The 23,778-nt window shown below is 45.3% G+C and carries 19 protein-coding genes; 18 read left to right on the top strand and 1 reads right to left on the bottom strand.

Features of this window, described 5'->3' with window-relative positions; all coding sequences use genetic code 11:
• Positions 1–243: 243 nt before the first annotated feature.
• From ACFWMP_RS02725 to ACFWMP_RS02705, 5 genes are all read left to right on the top strand, one after another.
• Positions 244–3,063, top strand: coding sequence for a calcium-translocating P-type ATPase, SERCA-type (locus ACFWMP_RS02725; RefSeq protein WP_379421840.1), 2,820 nt, complete (start codon positions 244–246; stop codon positions 3,061–3,063).
• A 91-nt stretch (positions 3,064–3,154) separates the two neighbouring features.
• Positions 3,155–3,991, top strand: coding sequence for a diaminopimelate epimerase (gene dapF, locus ACFWMP_RS02720; RefSeq protein WP_379421838.1), 837 nt, complete (start codon positions 3,155–3,157; stop codon positions 3,989–3,991).
• Between the two features lie 138 nt (positions 3,992–4,129).
• Positions 4,130–5,794, top strand: coding sequence for a spore germination protein (locus ACFWMP_RS02715; protein WP_379421837.1), 1,665 nt, complete (start codon positions 4,130–4,132; stop codon positions 5,792–5,794).
• Entirely contained in the window at positions 5,784–6,998 is a 1,215-nt protein-coding gene (locus ACFWMP_RS02710) for a Ger(x)C family spore germination protein (RefSeq protein WP_379421836.1), read from the top strand. Before ACFWMP_RS02715 ends, ACFWMP_RS02710 begins: the two co-directional genes overlap by 11 nt.
• 18 nt (positions 6,999–7,016) lie before the next feature.
• Positions 7,017–8,117 (top strand): GerAB/ArcD/ProY family transporter, encoded by a 1,101-nt coding sequence (locus tag ACFWMP_RS02705; protein ID WP_339247434.1) that lies wholly within the window; start codon positions 7,017–7,019, stop codon positions 8,115–8,117.
• Here the strand turns inward: ACFWMP_RS02705 and ACFWMP_RS02700 are convergent.
• Complete coding sequence (locus ACFWMP_RS02700; RefSeq protein ID WP_149644186.1) at positions 8,090–8,347, bottom strand: hypothetical protein; 258 nt, start codon at positions 8,345–8,347, stop codon at positions 8,090–8,092. The two genes, ACFWMP_RS02705 and ACFWMP_RS02700, sit on opposite strands and share 28 nt — an antisense overlap.
• Positions 8,348–8,519: 172 nt before the next feature.
• Between ACFWMP_RS02700 and ACFWMP_RS02695 the strand changes: the two genes are divergently transcribed.
• From ACFWMP_RS02695 to pknB, 13 genes are all read left to right on the top strand, one after another.
• Positions 8,520–10,391 carry a bifunctional homocysteine S-methyltransferase/methylenetetrahydrofolate reductase gene (locus tag ACFWMP_RS02695; protein ID WP_379421835.1) on the top strand — a complete coding sequence of 624 codons (1,872 nt, stop codon included), beginning with the start codon at positions 8,520–8,522 and terminating at the stop codon, positions 10,389–10,391.
• A 38-nt stretch (positions 10,392–10,429) separates the two neighbouring features.
• Positions 10,430–11,323, top strand: a complete 894-nt coding sequence (locus tag ACFWMP_RS02690) for a YicC/YloC family endoribonuclease (RefSeq protein ID WP_042187381.1) — start codon at positions 10,430–10,432, stop codon at positions 11,321–11,323.
• Positions 11,324–11,371: 48 nt separating this feature from the next.
• Positions 11,372–11,632, top strand: a complete 261-nt coding sequence (gene remA / locus ACFWMP_RS02685; RefSeq protein ID WP_006209218.1) for an extracellular matrix/biofilm regulator RemA — start codon at positions 11,372–11,374, stop codon at positions 11,630–11,632.
• 19 nt (positions 11,633–11,651) lie between these two features.
• Positions 11,652–12,221, top strand: coding sequence for a guanylate kinase (gene gmk, locus ACFWMP_RS02680; RefSeq protein ID WP_076282916.1), 570 nt, complete (start codon positions 11,652–11,654; stop codon positions 12,219–12,221).
• Between the two features lie 52 nt (positions 12,222–12,273).
• On the top strand, positions 12,274–12,474 hold the full coding sequence (rpoZ, locus tag ACFWMP_RS02675) for a DNA-directed RNA polymerase subunit omega (protein WP_036686188.1): 201 nt from the start codon (positions 12,274–12,276) through the stop codon (positions 12,472–12,474).
• Positions 12,475–12,703: 229 nt separating this feature from the next.
• Positions 12,704–13,939, top strand: a complete 1,236-nt coding sequence (gene coaBC, locus ACFWMP_RS02670) for a bifunctional phosphopantothenoylcysteine decarboxylase/phosphopantothenate--cysteine ligase CoaBC (protein ID WP_076282915.1) — start codon at positions 12,704–12,706, stop codon at positions 13,937–13,939.
• The gene (gene priA, locus ACFWMP_RS02665; protein ID WP_379421834.1) at positions 13,939–16,470 is read left to right on the top strand and encodes a primosomal protein N'; all 2,532 of its coding nucleotides are present in this window, start codon (positions 13,939–13,941) and stop codon (positions 16,468–16,470) included. The genes coaBC and priA overlap by 1 nt, the downstream gene beginning before the upstream one ends.
• Positions 16,471–16,554: 84 nt before the next feature.
• Entirely contained in the window at positions 16,555–17,040 is a 486-nt protein-coding gene (gene def / locus ACFWMP_RS02660) for a peptide deformylase (protein ID WP_042126884.1), read from the top strand.
• Positions 17,041–17,044: 4 nt separating this feature from the next.
• Positions 17,045–17,980 carry a methionyl-tRNA formyltransferase gene (gene fmt, locus ACFWMP_RS02655; RefSeq protein WP_379421833.1) on the top strand — a complete coding sequence of 312 codons (936 nt, stop codon included), beginning with the start codon at positions 17,045–17,047 and terminating at the stop codon, positions 17,978–17,980.
• Between the two features lie 77 nt (positions 17,981–18,057).
• Positions 18,058–19,452 carry a 16S rRNA (cytosine(967)-C(5))-methyltransferase RsmB gene (rsmB, locus tag ACFWMP_RS02650; protein WP_379423481.1) on the top strand — a complete coding sequence of 465 codons (1,395 nt, stop codon included), beginning with the start codon at positions 18,058–18,060 and terminating at the stop codon, positions 19,450–19,452.
• A gap of 151 nt (positions 19,453–19,603) precedes the next feature.
• Positions 19,604–20,644, top strand: a complete 1,041-nt coding sequence (gene rlmN / locus ACFWMP_RS02645; RefSeq protein WP_042187390.1) for a dual-specificity RNA methyltransferase RlmN — start codon at positions 19,604–19,606, stop codon at positions 20,642–20,644.
• Positions 20,645–20,650: 6 nt separating this feature from the next.
• Positions 20,651–21,424, top strand: coding sequence for a Stp1/IreP family PP2C-type Ser/Thr phosphatase (locus ACFWMP_RS02640; RefSeq protein ID WP_042187392.1), 774 nt, complete (start codon positions 20,651–20,653; stop codon positions 21,422–21,424).
• Entirely contained in the window at positions 21,424–23,691 is a 2,268-nt protein-coding gene (gene pknB, locus ACFWMP_RS02635) for a Stk1 family PASTA domain-containing Ser/Thr kinase (RefSeq protein ID WP_339247452.1), read from the top strand. Before ACFWMP_RS02640 ends, pknB begins: the two co-directional genes overlap by 1 nt.
• The last annotated feature ends 87 nt before the right edge of the window (positions 23,692–23,778 follow it).

Here is a 23,778-nt window from a genome sequence, read left to right as displayed (position 1 = left end):
TATAAGTTTCACATCATACTTTATATCTTATATTTCTTGTTTAAACGCTTACCGCCCTTATAAGAACACCGAAGACGTTTAAGCTTACCTCTCTATGATGCCATACTTTGGGACATTCGTGCAAAAGGGGAATTGGTTAGGCGGTGATATTATTGGACGACCTTGAATACACTTGGTCATGAACAGGTGGAAAAGCTGTGCGCCGCCGGAAGTCAAGAAACGACCGGGAGGGAAAGAAAAGTCATGGAACAAAACAGTTGGCACCGGCTCGGTGCAGAAGAGCTGCAGAAAATGTTCAATGTCCATCCGAGGACGGGCCTCAGTGGAGAGGATGCCGCGGAGCGACGGAAGCAAAATGGGTATAACGAGCTGTCCGAAGGAAAGACCGTATCCCCGTTTACCCTGCTGTTGAACCAGTTTAAGGATTTCATGGTGCTTGTGCTTATGGGTGCGACACTCGTATCCGGTTTGCTTGGCGAATATTTGGATGCCATCACGATCATCGCGATTATCCTTTTAAACGGAGCCCTTGGGTTTGTTCAAGAGTTCCGCGCCGAACGTTCGCTAAGAGCTTTAAAACAGCTCTCCGCACCTTCTGCCAAAGTACTGCGTGGGGGGAACAGCGAGGTTATTCCAGCAAAGATGTTAGTACCAGGTGATATTGTCTTGCTGGAGAGTGGTGATCGAATACCCGCGGATATACGATGGCTGGATTGCAGTTCTCTATATGTGGAGGAATCCGCGCTAACTGGGGAATCACTGCCTGTCTCGAAGCATTCGGATGTGATCCGCGCGGAGGAGATTCCGCTCGGCGATCAGAAGAATCTTGGGTTCATGGGCACAATGGTAACCAGGGGTACTGGTAAAGCTATCGTAATTCGTACGGGTATGGACACAGAGATGGGTAAGATTGCAGACCTGATCCAGAATACAGAGTCTCAGGAGACTCCCCTTCAGCATCGTCTCGAGCAGTTAGGGAAAATTTTGATCTATGTATCACTAGGTTTAACTATTGTAGTTGTAGCAGCCGGTATTTTACATGGACAGCCTGCCACAGCAATGTTCTTGGCCGGGGTAAGCTTGGCGGTCGCTGCGATTCCGGAAGGGCTTCCGGCCATTGTAACCATCGCACTTGCGCTGGGCGTGCAGAGGATGATCAAACGAAAGGCTATCGTTCGTAAATTACCTTCAGTGGAAACCTTGGGCTGCGCATCCGTCATCTGTTCGGACAAGACGGGTACATTGACTCAGAATAAAATGACGGTGACCCGATTATGGACGGGCGGACGTGGCCTTGAAGTAACAGGTGAAGGTTATGCTCCGAACGGACAGGTTCTGGAGAAAGGTAAACCGGTAGATCTCAAAAATGATCAAAGTTTAAGACGGATGCTACAGGTGGGTGCTTTGTGCAGTAATGCGGAGATTATTGAGACCTTTCCGACCGAAGTGCGAGGTAAGCGTAAAGGGAAGGATAAGGACATTGTAGTTGATAAATCTTCTGACAGCTCATCGATCTGGGAACTCAAAGGAGATCCAACGGAAGGAGCTCTAGTAGCGCTTTCAGGGAAGATGGGTTTGACTGCCCAGACGCTAGCCGTAACATACTCCCGTGAGAAGGAATTTCCTTTTGATTCCGAGCGGAAGTTAATGTCAGTTATTATTGGTCATCCCGGAGGACGGATGGTATGTACGAAAGGCGCGCCTGATGTGCTGCTTAATCGCTGTTCGTATATGCTCTGGGAGGACGGTGTCGTGCCTTTAACGCCAACATTGCGGCAGAAAGTACTTGATGCCAATGAGCAAATGGCTTCAGGTGCACTTCGTGTCCTAGGTATGGCTTATCGTGATATGCGTCCAAGTGAAAATGTGGATAGTGAAAAGGATGCGGAGTGCCAGCTTGTCTTTATCGGATTGGCTGGAATGATTGATCCGCCACGGCGTGAAGTTCGCGATGCCATTAGCGTCACACGCCGAGCAGGAATTAAGACTGTGATGATTACTGGGGACCATGGAACGACTGCAGAGGCCATTGCTCACCAATTAGGAATTCTGCAACGTGGGGGCACAGTATTAACAGGGGCTCAACTGACTCGGATGGATGATAATGAGCTGGATAAAGTATCGGATAATGTGTACGTATTCGCCCGCGTATCTCCAGAGCATAAGCTTCGTATCGTGAAGTCTTTGCAGCGCCGTGGTCATGTTGTGGCTATGACCGGAGACGGAGTCAATGATGCTCCAGCCATCAAAGCGGCAGATATAGGAATATCTATGGGGATCACCGGAACAGATGTGACCAAGGAAGCATCTTCATTAGTGCTAGGGGATGACAACTTCTCAACCATTGTTGCTGCCATTGAAGAGGGTAGAAACATCTATGAGAACATTCGTAAATTCATTCGATACCTGCTCGCATCAAATGTAGGGGAAATCTTGACCATGTTCTTTGCCATGATGCTCGGTCTGCCTCTGCCATTAGTGCCTATTCAAATTTTATGGGTCAACTTGGTGACAGACGGACTGCCAGCGATGGCGCTTGGTGTTGACCAGCCTGAGAAGGACTTAATGGAGCATAAGCCGCGTGGTGCAAAGGAAAATATCTTTGCCCGTCGTTTAGGGTGGAAGATCATAAGCCGTGGATTTTTAATCGGTTTATGTACGTTAGGAGCATTTTGGCTAACCTTACGTGTAGCACCAGAAAATCCAGCGCAGCTGATTCGAGCACAGTCCGTAGCTTTTGCGACACTCGTTATGGCTCAGTTGATTCATGTCTTCGATTGCCGCAGTTCTCGTTCGGTGTTCCATCGAAATCCGTTCCAGAATAAGTACCTAGTTCTTGCTGTTTTGTCATCCGTGATTTTGATGCTGGCTGTTATGTATATTCCATTTCTCCAGCCCGTCTTCAAAACAGTGCCGCTTAATTTCCGTGAATGGTGTCTAGTATTCGTAACAGCGGGAATTCCGACCTTCTTGATGGGGGCTGGCAGTGTTTGGGGCGGTAAACGAAATCGAGGTCGTAGCGGCAGTAATTCGATGATAAAAAGTACAAAAATTTCGGCATAAAGTTAATAGTAACGCTCCATTCCTAAAGGTATACTTGTTGCAGTAAATAGCTCGTATCTAACTTAACATAACCTTTAGGAGTGGACTTTCAATGGAATTTACAAAAATGCACGGTCTAGGCAATGACTTCATCGTAGTTTTCGGCGAGCAAGAGCTACCAAGTAATGCAGCGGATCTTGCTGTAACGTTATGCAATCGATTCATCGGAATTGGTGCGGACGGACTTGTATACATCCTTCCGTCTGAACGCGGCGATTACATGATGCGCATTATGAATTCTGATGGCTCGGAAGCAGAGCAGTGCGGAAATGCCATTCGCTGTGTATCCAAATATGTCTACGATCATGGCCTGGTAAACTCCGAGCAGATTGTTATTGAAACGATTGGTGCCGGAGAACAAATGGTTACCTTGAATGTAAAAGACGGTGTAGTGGAAACTGTAACGGTTGATATGGGTGAACCTGTATTGTCCGGTCTTCAAATTCCGGTAGCTATTGATGCAGAACCCGTGCTCTCAGAGCGGATTGAATCGGATGGAACCGAATTTAAGTTTACTGCAGTATCTATGGGTAATCCTCATTGCGTTATTTATGTAGAAGATGCCGTATCTTTCGATCTAGCGACATGGGGACCTAAGCTAGAGGTACATCCATTGTTCCCGAGAAAGGTAAACGTTGAGTTCGCGACGGTTCTGGATCGAGGCAGAGTAGATATGCGGGTATGGGAACGCGGAGCTGGACCAACACTTGCTTGTGGGACTGGAGCTTGCGCAACTTTAGTGTCTTCTGTGCTCAATGGTCTGACGGACCGGGCAGCTTGGATTAGTCTAAAGGGTGGCGATCTCTATATTGAATGGAACGAAGAGGATAACCATGTGTATATGACAGGTCCTGCAGAGGTTGCATTCACAGGTAGTGTAGCCATTTAGAAAAATACTTAAGAAGGCAGCCCAAGAGAATCTCTTGGGCTGCCTTCTTGTGTTTCCACATCCTTACGACTTTATGTAGCCGAATAATGGAAGGGATAACCGAGAATAATACCTCTAAGATTGAAAAAAGGGGGGACCTTGTTGAACATAAACGGGATAAACAGAAGAAACAAATCCGCTAAGGAACAACAAGGAGCCTCAGTTCATGAAGATACTCGAATTCCGAGGCTTACCGATGATTTGGACCAAACGCTCGACCAAATAGATAATGAGTTGGGTCATAGTCCTGATCTCAAAATTCGTCAGGTAAAGATCGGAGGTGAGAGCCCCGTTCAAGCAGCAGTGATTCATCTTAATGGGCTTGTCAACAAGGAAACGGTCGATGAATTCGTAATTGGTTCGTTACTCGGAATTACAGACGAAATGCTCAAAGAGAACATCTCTGCAACAAATGATCTTAAGGAATTCGTATTGAACCGTGCTTTGGAAATAGGTCAAGCACAGCTGCAAGAGGAGTGGAATGAGGTTCTACTGGCGATCCTTTCTGGCAAAACGGTCATTCTGATTGAAGGTTATGACAGTGCAATTGTGTGTGAGACCGAGGGAGGAGAAGCTCGCTCCGTCAGCGAACCATCCACCCAGCTAGTCGTGCGAGGCCCAAAGGATAGTTTTGTTGAATCTGTAGCTACGAACATTTCCTTGATTCGGAGAAGAATTAAGTCTTCTAAGCTAAGACTAGAACATTTAAAGATCGGAAAGGTAACTCACACAGATGTGGCCCTCATGTACATTAAAGACAATGCAGACGAGAAGTTGGTAGAAGAGGTGAGAAATCGGCTACAACAGATTAATGTCGATGCCATCATGGAATCCGGTTATATTGAAGAACTAATTCAGGATAAAACCTTCACACCTTTTCCAACTATTAATAATAGTGAACGGCCTGACGTTGCAGCGACGAACCTATTAGAGGGTAGGGTTGTGATCATTATAGATGGCACCCCGTTTGTATTGATTTTGCCTGCGGTAATTACACTGTTTTTTCAGTCTGCCTCGGATTATGCTCAAAGGTTCGATATTGCAATTCTCATGCGTCTTGTTCGATATATCAGTTTTATTGTACTAATTCTTGGACCTTCCGTTTATATAGCGTTAACCACTTACCATTATGAGATGATTCCTACAACCCTGTTAATCAATCTATTATCACAACGTGAAAATGTACCTTTTCCTGCTTTTGTGGAGGCAATCCTGATGGAAGGAGCGTTCGAGATCATTAGAGAGGCTGGAGTAAGAATGCCGCGTGCAGTAGGACAGACAGTATCCGTTGTTGGTGCTCTTATTTTGGGACAGGCAGTAGTAGAAGCAGGAATCATCACACCGGTTATGGTTATTGTAGTAGCGCTGACAGGGATTGCGAGCTTTGCTATACCTGCGTATAACATGGCGATAGCAGGTAGAATTATCCGGTTCGGATTTTTAGTCTTGGCCGGTATGTTTGGTTTTTATGGGATTACTTTAGGCTTAATTGTTTTGCTTGCACATATGAATAGTCTGCGTTCATTCGGTGTCCCTTATCTATCCCCTATTGTGCCTATATCCTCACATGGTCAAAAAGATGCGTTCTTAAGACTGCCCTTATGGGCTTTGAGAACGGAGCAAGTTTCTACAACAAAGAGGCAAGAAGGCATTTCGGAAGGAAAGAAGATCTCAACAGGACATGAACAGAATATTTCTCCTAAAATCCTTGAAAAATCTACTGGGGCAGAGCATCCAAAAAAAGGAGCGCAGGATGAAGAGTAATCGCACTATTTTTATTGGGGTTGTCCTGCTATGTTTATTGATATTTCTCAGTCTTACAGGCTGCTGGGACAGTGTGGAGCTAAATAGAAGGGCAATCGTTTCTGGAGTGGCTATTGATAGAGGTCCTACAGATGAGGAAAAATATGTATTATCTTTTCAGATTATAATTGCTGACGAAATCTCTGGCGAGAACGCCAGAGGTACTTCGCCAGTCGTAGTATATAAAGGCAGTGGACGTACAATGTTTGAAGCGTTGGCTAATGCCTCGCGTCAGACTGCGCGCTTCTTGTCCTTAGGACATATCCGAGTGATCGTTATTTCGGAAAAGTTTGCTCGCGAAGGTATCAAAGATATGATGGATGTCCTAGAAAGAGAGAGTGAAACTAGGCTAACCAGTTTTATTTTTATATCAAAGGGACAGCCGGCGGTAGATAGTATGACGACCATGACTACGTTTGGCAAAATACCCGCCAATGATCTAGTGGAGAAGCTGCAGACGACCTCTAAACAGTATGGATATAATTACCGGATGGAAGTAGACGATATAATTCGTGGTATTCAAATTCCAGGTGGTGGGCCTATCGTCAATGGGGTAATGGTAACAGGCGAATTGGACAAAAAAGATAATAACGACAGTTTGAAAAATATAGATCCTGAGGCCATTCTTAGAGTTACAGACTTCGCTGCATTTAAAGAGGACAAGCTGATAGGCTGGCTACGAGGTGATGAAGCTATAGGCACTGCCCTGCTAAAGAATAAAATTACACAAATTCCAGTAGTGGTTTCGATTGGTGAGGATGAATATGTAGCGTTCATCGTGTATTTATCTCAGGTACATATTCATGCTGATGCGAAGGACGCGGAGCATCCGGTAATCACAATAAATATCACTGAGCAGGCAGGTTTAAAAGAATCGCCTAATGCTTTGGATTTGACAGATCCCAAGGTCTTAAATAATCTTTCGGAACTTCTAGAACAGAGTATCAATGATAAGTTACATGCAGCTGTCTCAGCAGCTCGTTCGTTAAAAAGCGATTATCTTGGATTTGGTGAAGTTGTAGAACGAGAGAATCCGCGGGGGTGGAAGCAAGTAAAAGATCATTGGGATAGCATATTTGCAACCTGTGAGATCAAGTTTAATGTGGATATAGTTATTCGGCATACCGACATGCGGAGTGATTCCTTTCAGTCCAAAAAGAAATGATAATTTAGGAGGGCAGCTATGGGAAATATAAAAATAGGACTACTTCAATTTTTCACCCTGACAGTGTTGTTTGAACTAGGGACGGCGCTGGTAGTGAATCTTGGAATGGAGTCTGATAAGGATGCTTGGATTTCCATTTTGCTGGGGAATTTGATTGGATTAATTGTTTTTGCAGGATATGCCTATCTTTATAGAAAGTTTCCGAATCTGCCCCTTACGGCATATATCCGGCAACTATTTGGTAAATATGTGGGTTCGTTGATATCCATAGCTTATATCGTGATATTTCTTAATTTGGCTGGTCGTGATCTACGAGATGGTAGCTCTATGCTAGTTATGGCTACTATGCACAGGACGCCGTTATTCATTGTAGCGATGTTAATGGTATTATCTAGTGCTTATGTATTGCATAAAGGAGTAGAAGTGCTGTCCCGAACTTCGTTGGTGTTTGCGGTGATTGTGATATTAATCGGTTTATTTTGTTCGAGCATGTTAATGTTCTCGGGCTCCATTAATTTGAACCGTTTGCTCCCTGTTTTTGAGAATGGAATTAAGCCAATTGTTTCTTCTGTTTTACATCAAAACTACATTTTTCCTTTTGGTGAAATGATCTGTTTTACTATGCTTATGCCCTATCTGAATAACGTTAAAAAAGGTCCTTGGGTAATCGCAGCGGGCATATTTGTATCAGGTATACTGTTAAGTATGACCATGGCCTTAAATATATCGGTGCTCGGTACTGATATTGTCAGGCGTTCTCCGTTCCCCTTAATGCCTACGATCAGTAAGATCTCTATCTCCGATTTTATTCAACGTGTGGATATTCTAATTGTCATGGTGCTAATAATAGGTGTTTTTTTCAAATTGTCTGTTTTTTTTGCAGCAGCACTTATTGGGATTTCAGATTTGTTCAAGATTCCTTACCGAAGAATGGTGTATCCGGTAGCTCTAATAATCCTGTTCAGTTCGATGCTGAACGCACGGAGCTTCACAGAGCATATTGAAGAGGGAGGGAAACTGCTATATACGGTCTTTCCCTTCTTTATGGTGTTGATTCCATTGCTCCTAATTATTATTACAGCGATAAGAAGTCACAGTTCCCCTCCTCGTTCTGGTTGATGCCCCGTGTTCCAGGCTAGGATATCGGGAATAATCAGACAGAGCAACAAAATACAAGCAGCGACTTTCTCAGAGGGGGTATATAGCAAGTAATTTAGAATATAACCGATATTGCCCAGACCATATCCGTACATCCAATCTCCCAAATACAGAAATAATAAGCAGAGAATGCATAAGAGTAGAATTACCGTGTATTTTCGGATCAGAAGCTTTCTTGTTTTTTTCTTCACTTAAATACCCCTTTTATTGTTTTTAACGTTAGTATGAGGCTTTTAATACTTGATCATTCATACCACTGGGGGGTTGATTGCTTTTCTTATGAAAGCTTATCATCCATAGCGATTTATGTTACATTAGTATGAAACTAAAGTAGAACCTAATGTGACAGGGGAGGATCTTGCAGTGAAGCCGGATTTACGTTCCGCATGGGGAAACAAAGTATTGGTCGGAGACGGAGCGATGGGTACCTATTTATATCAGAAGGGTTTCCCTGTCGGCATTTCCTACGAAGAATTAAATTTGACCTCTCCGGGGGTTATCGAAGATGTCCATCGCAGCTATATCGATGCAGGAGCAGTGCTGCTAGAAAGCAACACCTTCTCAGCGAATTTTGACAGGCTGTCCAAATATGGTTTGGAGTCCAAGGTTGAAGAAATTAATCGCGCCGGAGTAAGAATCGCTCGTAAAGCTGCTGGAGATACAGGCTATGTATTAGGTGCTGTAGGCTCTATTCGCGCCGGTAAGCGTGCAAATCTCTCATCGACAGAGTTGAAGAGGTATTTTACACAGCAGATTACAGCTTTGTTAGAAGAAGAAGTAGACGGCGTTATGCTAGAAACCTTTTACGATGTCGAGGAACTGCATCTTGCGCTAAGAACAGTACGTAAACATAGTACTCTCCCAGTCATTTGCCAATTTGCTGTGGATGAATCGGCACGTACATTAGATGGATTGACGTTACCAGAGGCTTTCCGGATCTTAGAAGGTGATGGAGCGGATATCATCGGATTTAACTGTAATACTGGCCCAAACGGGATTAAGAGAGCACTAAAAGCGGTACAAGGCAATCTTATTCTGCCTACCTCGGTCTATCCGAATGCGGGCGTTGCGGATTATGTAGATGGAGAATATCGGTATGGGGCCTCACCGGAATATTTCGGACAAATGGCAGTTACTTTTGCAGAAATGGGTTGCAGAATTATTGGGGGCTGCTGTGGTACTACTCCGCAGCATATTGCTGAAATTTCTTCCGCATTGAAAGATTACGTACCTCAGCCACTTCCAGAACCGACGCTTCCGACTGTGGAGCGTGTATCTTTGCAGGAGCATTTTGGCGAAGATGAGGGAAGAGATGGTCGTGAGCCGAACCTGGTTGATCTAGTCAAGGAACGTCATACGGTTATCGTTGAGCTTGATCCACCTCGTGATTTGGATATCGGCAAGTTCATGAAGGGTGCAGAAGCGTTGAGAAGAGCAGGTGCGGATGCGCTGACACTCGCCGATAACTCACTGGCTGTTACACGGATGAGCAATATGGCTTTGGGCCATTTGGTGCATGCTAAAACTGGACTCCGTCCACTAGTGCATATTGCTTGTCGCGATCGTAATCTGATTGGTACTCAATCGCATTTGATGGGTTTTGATGCGCTAGGAATTGATCATGTGTTAGCGGTGACTGGAGATCCAGCGAAATTCGGAGATCTTCCCGGCTCAAGTTCGGTTTACGACTTAACCTCTTTTGAAATTATTCGTATGATTAAGCAGTTGAATGATGGTATTTCCTTCTCAGGTAAACCTTTGAAGCAGAAAGCGAATTTTGTTATCGGTGCTGCCTTTAACCCGAATGTTAAACATTTAGATAAGGCCGTACAGCGACTGGAGAAGAAAATTGCCTCTGGTGCAGATTATATTATGACTCAGCCTGTCTATGATCAGGAGCTTATCGTAAAGATCGCTGAGGCAACTGCACATCTGGATATTCCCGTGTTTATTGGTGTGATGCCATTGGCTAGTGGGCGTAATGCAGAGTTCCTGCATAACGAGGTTCCGGGAATCCAGCTTACGGATGATGTCCGGAATCGCATGAAGGGACTTGAAGGGGAAGCAGGAAGAGCAGAAGGGGTCGCCATCGCCAAGGAATTGCTAGATGTTGCAACTGCCCATTTCAATGGGATCTATTTGATGACACCGTTTATGTTCTATGATATGAGTACACAGTTGATCGAGTATGTATGGGAGAAATCAGGACGTAAATTGTCCCCCTTGTTTCGCTAGTAATAATCAATTACAATAGTGTAATGGATGTGATTCCGTTGTCATTTAGCATGACCGGATACGGTCAATCGTCCCTGCAATTCGGCGGCTACAAGATTATGTTCGAAGTGAAATCGGTGAATCACCGATACTGCGAAGTTGTACTGCGGATGCCCCGGGATTGGACGGGTTATGAGGATGTGCTGAGAAGAAAGGTTCAGCAGCACGTCAAACGGGGAAGGATAGATGTTACCATCAATAGAGAGCACGATGAGTCGTCTTCCGGACCGGTTCTGAATCGCTCTACTGTCATGACTTATCTTAAGGCAGCAGATCAGCTTAAGAACGAGTATGGTTTGTCCGGTGAGTTGACTCTACGTGATATACTTTCTATACCCGGTATTATGGAAAGCAAAGATGAGGCTGCGGGTGCCGTGTCCGCGGCCTTAGAAGACTACTCTGAAATGTTGGAGACGGGACTTGAGCAGAGTTTGCAGTCTCTGCTAGAGATGCGCGCCCGTGAAGGCAGTTTTCTAGCCGCTGATATTGAACAGCGTCTCAATCATCTCGAATCCATGCATGCTGAAATGGTAGAACTTGCACCTGTTGTAATCATTGAATATCGTGACAAGCTTCGTCATCGATTAAATGAGTTAAATGATGGGACGTTCGCTTTTGATGAGCATAAATTCGGGATGGAAATCGCTATTTTTGCAGATCGCTGTAATATTGATGAAGAGTTGACCCGGTTGTATAGTCATTTCGAACAATGCAGAACCCTCCTGAAGGGGAAAGGACCGGTAGGACGCAAGCTGGATTTTCTCATTCAGGAGATGAACCGGGAGACGAATACAATCGGATCGAAATGTAATCATTTAACACTCGTGGGTCTTGTGCTAGACATGAAAGCTGAGCTGGAGAAGATTCGTGAACAAGCGGCAAACATAGAGTAACCGGGAACAGGCAATAGCATAGAACTTTATGGGGGGAACTACCGGAACATGGCAATCAAACTTATCAACATTGGCTTTGGGAATATTGTGTCCGCCAATCGCATTATTTCCATCGTCAGTCCGGAATCTGCACCGATCAAACGTATTATCCAGGAGGCTCGAGATCGACATATGTTGATCGACGCCACCTATGGCCGACGGACTCGTGCCGTAATCATTACAGATAGTGATCATGTCATTCTGTCGGCTGTACAGCCGGAGACTGTAGCGCATCGCTTATCCAGTAAAGATGACGACAACGACGAATAACAACTAAATGGAGTGTATTATGTCAAAAGGATTGCTCATCATATTATCCGGACCTTCCGGCGTGGGTAAAGGTACTGTATGTACTGCGCTACGACCGAAGATGCCCGAACTTGTCTACTCAGTTTCTGCTACTACTCGCAGTCCGCGTGCGGGTGAGGAAGACGGCGTGAATTATTTTTTCAAAAGCAAAGAGGAGTTTTCGGCTATGATAGAAGCCGATCAACTGCTTGAATATGCGGAGTACGTAGGTAATTTTTACGGTACTCCACGTGATTTTGTAGAGAGAACTCTCAATAGCGGCAAAGATATTATTCTCGAAATTGAGGTTCAGGGAGCTCTCAAAGTTAAAGAAAAATTTCCTGAAGGTATTTTTGTGTTCCTTCTTCCACCTTCTATGGATGAGCTGAAGGACCGCATACGCGGACGGGGTACGGAACATCCAGATGTGATCGATCACCGCATGACTGTAGCGGAGGATGAGATTAATCTAATGCAGCATTATGATTATGCTGTTGTAAATGATGAGATTGATCTGGCCTGTAAGAGAATAGAAAGCATTATTATCGCCGAACATTGTAAAGTTAGATAATGAATGCTGCAAGGCTGAAGGTATTACCAGTAAACTATGAAGAGGTGTCCCTGTGCTATATCCATCAATTGATGAAATGATGACCAAGGTTGACAGTAAGTATTCGCTCGTTGTAGCCGCAGCACGTCGTGCTAGACAATTGCGTGAGGGTGGCAAGACAGATGTGAAGAACCCTAGATCGCATAAATTTGTCGGTGTTGCTCTTGAGGAAATTTACGAAGATCGCATTACGCTTACCCGTGGTGAAGAGTAGTCTCAAGTTTATTTAGATATGACCTTTTGTAGAAACGGATACCGCCTATTTGTTATTAGGCGATGCCGTTTCTTCTTGGGTTATGGAGCAATTATGGGTCTTTAATGAATGCTGATAGCCCAAGACCGGGCTGTTTCTGACAACCGGAAGGTTGTTATTTTTTTCTCAAAATATAAGAAGTTTAAGAAATAGATCATTCGTTGTAAGAGAAGGGAACAGGGGGGAGATCATGTTGAAGAGCTTGAAGGGGAAGACTATTTTACTTGGGATTACAGGGGGAATTGCCGCTTACAAAGCAGCAGCCCTGACCAGTAAGCTTGTCCAAAAAGGAGCCGAGGTTCATGTCATTATGACAGCTTCGGCAAAGCAGTTCATTACAGAATTAACTCTACAGTCACTGTCGAAGCAACGAGTATATAGCGATACATTCCAGGAACGGGACCCATCCTCCATCTCGCATATTGATTTGGCTGATTCGGCGGACCTTGTGATAGTAGCACCAGCAACTGCAAATATTATTGCTAAAATGGCGCACGGAATTGCGGATGATATGTTATCCACAACGTTACTCGCTACTACTGCACCTATAATGGTGGCACCGGCTATGAATGTTCATATGTATCAGCATCCCGCTGTACTTAGCAATTTGGATACCCTCGCTAAACGAGGTATTCAGTTTATTGAGCCTGGAGAAGGTCTGCTGGCATGTGGTTACGTGGGTAAAGGACGTTTAGAGGAACCAGAGACTATTGTAAGTAATGTTGAGGATTTTTTTGCGTTGCAAGAAAGTGTGAAGTCTAGTCCACTCAAGGGTAAAAAGATCGTCATCACAGCTGGTGGTACAGTAGAACGGATTGATCCGGTACGCTATATCTCCAATGATTCCTCCGGTAAGATGGGTTTTGCATTGGCACGTGCTGCACGTGCAATGGGTGCTGAGGTTACCTTGATTGCTGCGCGAACAGATGAAGCGCCTCCGCAGGACCCGGATATGAATGTCATTCGTGTTCAATCTGCACAAGAGATGTACGATGCGGTTACTGCGCAGTGGGATAGCTGCGATATCATGATCAAGGCGGCTGCTGTATCGGATTACCGGCCTAAGCAAAGTGAGCCATCCAAAATTAAAAAAAGTGGAGATACACTGACACTTGAGCTTATAAAAACAACGGATATTCTGGAAACGCTAGGTAAGAACAAAGACAAGCAGTTCTTGATCGGCTTTGCTGCGGAGACGGGAAACACAGAATTTTATGCAAAGGACAAGCTGGTCCGCAAAAACTGCGATCTCATTGTTGCAAACAATGTAGCGGCTGCAGGAGCCGGATTCGGATCGGATACGAATATTGTATCGATTTATGATGTAGATGGATTGGTGCTCGAATTGCCACAATTGTCTAAGGATGAGGTCGCTCGCCGCTTGCTGACGCTCGTGGCAGAGCGAATTACTGGAGCTTCATTATAATGGATATTGCCAAGGTCATTGTGGATGTGCCTGTACGCAGCACTGACCGGCCATTTGATTATAGTATTCCAGAATCACTAAAGTTATGGATTGAAGTGGGCAGCCGAGTAGCAGTACCGTTTGGACACCGCACGGTGCAAGGCTTTGTCGTTTCTCTGGAGTCAGGTGAAACAGTAGTGAATCCTGGTCTTAAGGCTATTCAAGAGGTGCTGGATTTGCTTCCACCTTTATCTCCTGAATTAGTTGAGCTAGCGGACTGGATGAGTAAAAGATATGCATGCAGACGAATTTCAGCCCTGCAAGCGATGCTGCCCACTGCTCTAAAAGGGAAGGCAGAACGACTGATTTCGCTAGGAAATGTGGAAGAAGATGCCGCATTTTCTGATGATGAATTATTCCCTATGTTTGCAGATACAGGGAATGAGGAACGACTAATTACTGAGTTTATCGGACGTAATGGCGAAGTTTCCATGAAGCAGCTCACCCGTGCATTTCCGGAGGCTGCGGAGACGGTGAAGTTCATGCTAAGACGTGGAGTTCTTGTAGAGAGCCAATCGATTAAAGATAAAATGGGCAAGAAGAAGCTGAAAGCAGTAGATCTTGCGATAGGGATCACGGCTGCTCGTGAGGCGTTGAATAAATTCCCCAAAAAGTCCGCGCGACAGAAGGAAGTACTTAGCTTTCTGATTGAAAGGGAAGCTACACTCCCAATGGCGCTTAAGGAAGTCTTGTCTGCACTTCAAGTGACGGCAAGCACCGTGAAGGGTTTAGAGGAAAAAGGCTTTATCGAAATCAGTGAAATCGAAGTCTATCGCGACCCTTATCAAGGACGTGATTTTAAGCCTACTACGCCTCTGCCACTTACAGCAGAACAAGAGATTGTATACACACGTATTTCACGAACGTTAGAAGAACAGCTCCATGAAGTTTTTCTGTTACATGGCGTTACGGGGAGCGGTAAGACAGAAATCTATTTGCAATGTATCAAACGTTGTCTGGATCAGGGCAGACAGGCCGTAGTGCTCGTCCCAGAAATCGCATTAACGCCGCAGATGGTGGAGCGCTTTAAGGGGCGCTTCGGAAGTGGTGTTGCGGTAATGCATAGCCGATTATCTGTTGGCGAACGTTATGATGAGTGGCGCAAAATCCGTGAAGGAAAGGCTACGGTTGCCGTTGGCGCCCGTTCAGCGGTGTTTGCCCCGTTCCCTAACCTTGGTTTGATTATTATGGATGAAGAGCATGAAACCTCATATAAGCAGGAGGAAAATCCGAAATATCATGCCCGTGATGCAGCGATTCGCAGAGCCGAACAGTGTGGGGCAGCCGTGATTTTAGGCTCCGCCACGCCTTCGTTAGAAAGCTATCATGCTGCTAGAGCGCAGAGTGATATTCATTTTTCACCAGTCCTTCTAGAGATGCCTACCCGCGCGCTTGGTAACGAACTACCGAAGGTAAATGTCGTGGATATGCGGGAAGAGCTTAAAGAAGGTAATCGCTCAATGTTCAGTCGAAAGCTTCATGCTGCATTGGCTGAAAGACTGGAACGTGGAGAACAGACCGTGTTATTGCTTAACCGTAGAGGTTTCTCGACGTTTGTTATGTGCCGGAGTTGCGGATATGTAGCAGGCTGCCCCGAGTGTGATATTTCATTAACGTACCATAGTCGTAGTGACAATTTGCGTTGTCATTATTGTGGTCATGCTGAACCGGCACCTAAGCTTTGTCCAGAGTGTGAAAGTGAGCATATCCGGTTCTTCGGAACGGGGACGCAGCGGGTGGAAGAAGAGCTTGGTAAGTTGTTCCCTGGGATACGGGTGATTCGTATGGACGTGGATACAACGACAGAAAAAGGTTCGCATGAGAAGCTGCTGAATCAATTCAGAGACAAAAAAGCGGATGTTCTGCTAGGCACTCAGATGGTAGCAAAAGGTTTGGATTTTCCTGACGTAACTCTTGTTGGCGTAATTACAGCAGATTCAGCGTTGAACTTGCCCGATTTTCGTGCAGCGGAGAAGACCTTCCAATTGCTTACACAAGTTGCTGGAAGAGCAGGTCGGCATCAGCTTCCGGGAGAGGTTGTTGTTCAGTCTTATACACCAGAGCATTATTCTATTATTCATGCTAGCGGGCATGACTATCTCTCTTTTGTAAGGGAAGAGCTGAAGCACCGCAGAGGGCTACATTATCCACCTTATTGCAGACTGATACTCGTTACATTATCCCATGAGCAGTTACCGCTACTACTCCGGATGGCAGAGAATTACGCTATGAATCTGCAGGGGAAGGCCAGAAATCTAAGGTGGTATGGGAGTCTAGATAAGCTAACCACGGATGTATTAGATCTGTTAGGTCCCGTAGCTTCTCCAATCCCTCGCTTAAAGGGTAGATATAGATTCCAATGTATGATAAAATGGCGCGGCGCCATCGATGTGATAGGGCTTGTTCGACAAGTGGCTGAGGAGTTGGAGGATTCTGTACGGGATACAGGGCTTCAGATCAGCATTGATGTTGATCCGCAAATGTTGATGTAAATCGTTATCATGTTACAATGTAAAAAAAGAGCTAGATCAATAAACTCTAAATATAGAGATGTACAGAACGGGAAGGTGTTTTTAATGGCGATACGTATGATCGTTAAGGAACCGGATGAAGTGTTGCACAAAATAGCAAAAGAAGTAACTGTAGTTACACCTAATGTTAAAAAATTGTTAGATGATATGGCTGATACGATGTATGACGCTGAAGGTGTAGGGTTGGCAGCTCCACAAGTTGGTATTTTGAAGCGCCTAATTGTGGTGGATGCAGATGAAGAGCACGGGCTTATCAAAATGATTAATCCGGAAATCATCGGTACAGAAGGGGAGCAGCTAGGACCTGAAGGATGTCTTAGTATTCCCGGATTGAATGGTGATGTACGCCGTGCAGAGACAGTAACCGTACGTGGTCTTAACCGTGAGGGAAAAGAAATTACCATTACCGGCAGTGGTTTACTTGCACGGGCTTTTCAACATGAGATTGACCATCTGAACGGAGTACTGTTTACCGATATCGCTGAGAAAGTATACGAGATGACAGCTGAACGCAATGAGACTGAGGAGTGAGGATATGAAGATTGTATTCATGGGAACCCCAGCCTTTGCGGTACCAAGCTTGCAAATGCTGATGGATGAAGGCTATGAAGTTGTAGCAGTCGTCACCCAACCAGATCGACCGCAAGGACGTAAAAAGATCTTGGCTCCTTCACCAGTTAAAGAAGCCGCATTATCTCTCGGTTTACCTGTGCTCCAGCCTGAACGGATGCGCAAACCTGAGGCTGTCGCAGAGCTAGCTGTATATGAGCCTGACCTGATTGTTACAGCTGCTTATGGTCAAATTTTGCCTAAAGCTGTATTGGATTTGCCGCGTAATGGTTGTGTGAATGTTCATGGTTCACTACTTCCTAAATACCGGGGTGGCGCACCGATTCAACGTAGTATCATTAACGGTGAGAAGGTTACCGGCGTTACCTTGATGTATATGGCTGAAGGACTTGACACTGGAGATATGATCTCACGCGTCGAGGTGGCTATCGAGGATGAGGATACTTCCGGCACGATGTTCGAGAAGCTTAGCCTTGCTGGACGTGATCTTTTGAAGTCTGAAATGCCGCGATTAGTAAACGGCCTTGTTCAAGCGACTCCGCAAGACGACAGTCAAGCGACCTTTGCTCCTAACCTAAATCGTGAGGATGAGCGTTTGGATTGGAACGCTGGCTCACGTGATAACTATAATCGAATTCGTGGATTAGTACCTTTTTCCGGTGCGTTTACGCTTTGGAATGGAGAGACCTTCAAAGTATGGGCTTCAAAAATTCCTGCTGAGCAGAAATCATCTGATAGTGCGCCAGGAACGGTACTTTCGGTCACTGAACATGGTGTCGAGGTTAAGACAGGAGACGGAAGTCTGCTGCTAACTACGGTTCAACCTGCTGGTAAAAAAGCGATGAGCGCTGCGGATTTTAGCCGTGGCGGTGTCATGAAACCAGGGATGGTGCTAGGTTGAGCGCGGGTGGTAACGGTGCGGGCCGATCAGGAGTAAGTCATAACTCTGGTAATAAAAAAAGTAACGATCATAAAGCAGTGAGTGGTAAAAAGGGCGGTAGCGGAAATAAAGGTAAAGCTGCTACAGCTTCTTCCCGCGATATCGCTCTCGATATCCTGGTTAAAGTCGAACAACAAGGGGCTTACAGCAACTTATTGCTGAACAGCAGTCTGCAGAAGTCTGCACTCAGCAGAGAAGATGCTGGACTAGTTACAGAGCTTGTCTATGGTACCATCTCTCGGATGAATACACTTGATTTTGTGCTCGAGGAATTTGTTAGCAAAGGGATCGCTAAATTGCAGCCCTGGGTGCGTAATTTACTGCGTCTAAGCTTATATCAAATTATGTACCTGGATCGCATACCATCTCATGCAGCTGTAAACGAGGCTGTTAATATAGCTAAGAAAAAGGGCCATCAAGGAATTTCGGGTATGGTTAATGGCGTGCTTCGTAGTGTGCTGCGCGCTGGAAATCTGCCGATAATACCTGATGGATTGGGTCCTGCGAAACGGATATCTATTCAGTATTCCCATCCTATATGGTTAGTGAAGCGCTGGATTACGGAGTATGGTGTTGACACTGCGGAAGCTATTTGCGCTGCTAACAATGAGCCACCCGCTGTCAGTGTACGCGTAAATACTACGATGATTAGCCGTGAAGCCCTATTGAGTCAGATGATTGAACAAGGTCTGCAAGCTTCTGCTTCTGAAGTAAGTCCTTATGGTATTGTTGTAAAAGGCGGAGGTAATCTGGCTCTTTCATCCTGGTACCGGGATGGATATCTATCTGTTCAGGATGAAAGCTCCATGCTTGTAGCTGAAGCTGTTGCACCTGAGCCTGGAATGAGAGTGCTTGATTGCTGCGCCGCGCCTGGGGGCAAAACGGCCCACATGGGCGAGCTGATGAAAGATGAAGGATCTATTTTCGCTAACGATCTGCATCCACATAAAGCTAAGCTTATCTCGGATCAAGCTGCACGGTTAGGTCTCGAAAGCGTAGTAACAGGCAGTGCAGATGCACTGGAGCTGGAGCATACCTTAGAGCATCATTCCTACGATAGAATTCTTTTGGACGCGCCTTGCTCTGGGCTTGGTGTAATCCGCCGTAAGCCAGATCTCAAATGGCGTAAGCAGCCTGAGGATGTTGTAAGTGTAGCATCACTGCAGGGTCAGCTGCTGCAGTCGGTTTCTAAACTGTTGAAACCGGGCGGTGTTCTGGTTTATAGTACCTGTACGACTGAACAAACGGAAAATAGTGAGGTTGTAGCTGCTTTTTTGGAGCAAAATCCTGATTTCACTTCTATAACATTTGCTTCCCCGCTGTGGGGGAGATTGGAAGGTACTGCGCTGGCTGCAGGTGAGGGGATTCAGTTATTGCCACATCATTATGGCAGTGATGGGTTCTTTATCTCCAAGCTTCAAAGAGTCTTGTAATATAGCAAATTTACTGACAATCGTTGTATCTTCCGCCCGCCGGGCTAACGTACGGTGGGCTATTTCTTTTACCGTCTCTGAAATTTGTGTTAAAATAGGAAGAATGAGAAATAATACGCATATCCTTATGAAAGAACAGGTGCTAATAATTATGAAACCTTTAATATATGATTTTTCTTTAGAAGAGTTACAGCAGTGGGCGAAAGATAACGGTGAGCCTGCTTTTCGTGGTGGACAGATTTTTGATTGGTTGTATGTAAAACGTGTAAGTGACTTCGAATCCATGAGCAATTTGTCTAAAGGACTTCGTCAGAAGCTGAACGAGCAATTCTCCATTGCAGCGCTCACTGAGATTACTAAAATGGAATCGAAAGATGGAACAGTGAAATTCCTGTTTGGATTGCATGATGATCATGCGATCGAGACAGTTATCATGAAACATAATTATGGAAATAGCGTTTGTGTAACAACTCAAGTAGGCTGCCGAATCGGCTGTACCTTCTGTGCCTCTACGCTTGGTGGATTGAAACGTGATTTGACAGCGGGTGAAATTGTAGCTCAGGTTGTACGCTCTCAACAGATCTTGGATGAGCGGGGTGAACGTGTCAGCAGTATTGTTATCATGGGTACTGGTGAGCCGTTTGAGAACTATGATGCAACAATGAGATTCTTGCGTCTTATGATTCATGAGAAAGGTCTAAATATCGGACAACGGCATATTACTGTTTCCACTAGCGGGATTGTGCCGAGCATTTATAAATTTGCAGAAGAAGATACACAAATAAATTTGGCGATTTCGATTCATGCACCTAACGACAAACTGCGTTCGAAGCTAATGCCAGTTAACCGCCGCTTTCCGTTTGATGATGTGATTGAATCTTTACGTTATTATCAAGCTAAGACGGGGCGACGGGTCAGCTTTGAGTATGCATTGATCGGCGGGGTGAATGATCAGCCGGAGCATGCTGAGGAATTAGCAGGTGTGCTCAAGAACATGCTATGCCACGTCAATTTGATTCCAGTAAATCACGTGCCAGAGCGGAAATATGTACGTACTTCACGCAATGATATCTTTGAGTTTCAACGTATTTTGGCTGACAACGGAGTGAATGTTACCATTCGCCGTGAGCAAGGCCATGATATCGCGGCCGCATGCGGACAGCTGCGTGCCAAACATATGGAGTTGGGGTGAGGATATTTGATCAGAACAGTTCATGCCAGCGATATTGGCCGAGTGCGCTCTGTCAATGAGGATTCGGTCTGGATCGGCGCGACGCGCCACGGTTATACACTCGGCATAATTGCCGATGGGATGGGTGGACATCAGGCTGGTGAAACCGCGAGCAGGCTTGCTTTGGAGACGATGAGGAATACCCTAGACGGGCTCCTGCCTGAGCTTCAGGACGAAGCACTGCGTGATGCGTTATCAGCTGCTATTTTGGAAGCTAACAGCACTGTCTTCAAGGAGGCTTCCAGCAACGATAAGTACCACAATATGGGTACTACTGTCGTTGCTGCCCTGATGAATGGTTCAAACGGATATATTGGCCATATCGGAGACAGCAGAGCCTATTTAATAAAGGACAGTGCAGCAGTTCAATTAACCGAAGATCACACGCTAGTCAATGAGCTGTTCAAGAACGGTCAGATCAGTGTGGAGGAATTAGATAATCATCCGAGACGGAATGTGCTGACGAGAGCACTTGGAACAGATGCTGAGGTGCTGGTTGATTTAGCCCCTGTTACCCTGCTACCTGGGGAACTTTTGCTTCTCTGCAGTGATGGTTTAAGTAATTTTGTTAACAATGAGCATTTGGGCAAGGTAGCGGGAATACATGAGATACCGTTAGAGGAAAGAGCGGACCGCTTACTTCAGTTGGCACTGCTTGCTGGCGGCGGCGATAATATTAGCGTCGCTTTGTTAGAACATCATGGAGAGGCCGCTGTGCCCGAAACAAAGGAGTGGGATTGATGATCGGTCACGAACTGGGCGGCCGTTACCAAGTCATCGAACGGATCGGCGGAGGTGGAATGGCGCTCGTCTATAGAGCACATGACATTCTTTTAAACCGAAACGTCGCCATCAAAGTATTGCGTAATCAATTTGTTCATGACGAGGAATTTATCCGCCGTTTTAGGCGTGAGGCGCAATCAGCTGCATCTTTGTCTCATCCGAATGTGGTTAGTATTTACGATGTAGGACAAGAAGACGAAATTCATTATATTGTCATGGAATATATTGAGGGCAAGAATCTTAATGAAATTATAAAAGAACGAGCGCCATTACAGGTTGACGAGTCCGTAAGGATCGCTTCACAAATCTGTGATGCACTTGATCACGCTCATCAGAATCAAATTATTCATCGGGATATTAAACCACATAATATATTGATCGGGCGCAATGGCCGGGTGAAGGTAACGGATTTCGGTATTGCTCGTGCGGTAACATCTACTACCATTACTCAGACAGGCTCTGTAGTAGGTTCCGTTCATTATTTCTCACCAGAGCATGCCAAAGGTGTCTCAACAGGAGAGAAATCCGACCTGTATTCATTAGGGATTGTACTCTATCAAATGCTTACCGGAAGTCTTCCATTCTTAGGGGAGAGTCCGATTAGCGTAGCTCTAAAGCATCTGCAAGAAGAGTTTGAAGAGCCAAGGCTCATAAATCCACTTATTCCGCAAAGCGTTGAGAATGTAATTCTAAGATCGATGCGTAAAAATCCGGAAGAGCGTTATCAGTCTGCAAAGCAAATGCTGCAGGATTTAGAAACCTGCTTGTTGCCTGAGCGCCGTAGTGAAGCAAAAGTTCTTTTTAACGATGAGGAAGACGAGGATCGAACGCGGGTAATACCAGCGATTAAACCGATCCAAAGAAGCAATGGAAATCGTAATCATCGCCACGACCGGATGGATAATGATGAAGATGATGATGACGATCCGGTACCTGTGAAAAAAGGTAAAAAACAATGGACTAAACCTGCATTATGGATTGGTTTAACTTTAGTGTTACTGCTGGCTATGGCCAGTCTCGTGTGGTACGTTAAATCCCAATTAGTTGTTCCCGAGGTATCGGTTCCTTACGTGGTCGGTAAACAGCTGGAACAAGCGAAGACTGAACTTGAGGATTTGGGGCTTGAGGTTGCTGATCCTATACTGTATGACTACAGTCCGAATTTCGAAGAAAATGTGGTCATGAAGCAAAGTAGGGAAAAGGACGCCAAAGTGAAAAAGGGAGCCTCCCTAATACTAACTGTGAATACGGCGAAACCATTAACTAAGATGCCAGATGTAACGAATTACACTTTCGACGAAGCTGTTAAAGCGCTGATGGCAAAGGGTGTACCTCAAAATCAAATTAAGAATGAACCTCTCTTCGATGAAAATACGGCGGTGGGTAAGGTTGTAAAATCAGACCCAGCCTTTGACAGCGAGTTTGATCCTGAGACGGTTTCAATCACCCTCTACGTTAGTAAAGGAGAAGAAAGTGTCACGATGCCAGACCTCATCGGTAAGACGGAGAGTGAAGCTAAGGCGCTTTTGGAAGAATCCAAACTGGTCCTCGGAGATGTAAAGGAAGAATCCAGCTTCACAGTTGATGAAGGTAAGGTAACGAAAACTTGGGCTTATGAGAAAGGTACCTCTGTTCCACCTGGAACAGCGATTACGATTTACTTAAGTACAGGTTATCCACCTGAAGCCCTGAATTATACCTTTAATGTACCAGTAGCTCCTGCACAGGATGGAAAGAAGAGCAAGATTCGAATTGAGTTCGTTGATGCGCGCAATAATGGTGAGAAACAAGATTGGGGAACGCGTACCATTGGAAAGAGCCAAGTGCTGTCCGTTAATCTAGTGCTTGCTCCGAATAAAGATGGCTCTGTTATTGTTACCCGAGATGGTGTGCTTTTAGACACTTATGTGATTCCATATATTGATGCGAAGAATGGCACGGTGCAAGAACCTGAACCACCGACGGTTCCGACTCCGCAGCCGACTCAGACACCGATAGATCCTACACCTACTGCTGAACCGACCATTGAGCCTGAGATCCTGCCTCCAAGTTCAGACAACGAAGGGTCTACTAATACTGGATCAGCCAATCAGACGGGATTCCTTACTAACAATTCGGTGAATAATGAATCGACCAATAGTGGTAACAACAAGAACAGTAATAAAAATGGTGACAAGCATAATAATAAAAACAAAGACAAATCTAAAGATAAAAGCGATAACTAATCAGGACAGAAGTGCTTGAATAGTTGTGGCAGCGAAGTGACCCGGGGATGTTCAAACTTGGGTCATTTTCGCAAAATCAGGAGAGGA

It is taken from the genome of Paenibacillus sp. NPDC058367 (assembly GCF_042723305.1).
GTDB lineage: Bacteria > Bacillota > Bacilli > Paenibacillales > Paenibacillaceae > Paenibacillus_AQ.
This window is presented reverse-complemented; position numbering and strand designations above follow the sequence as displayed.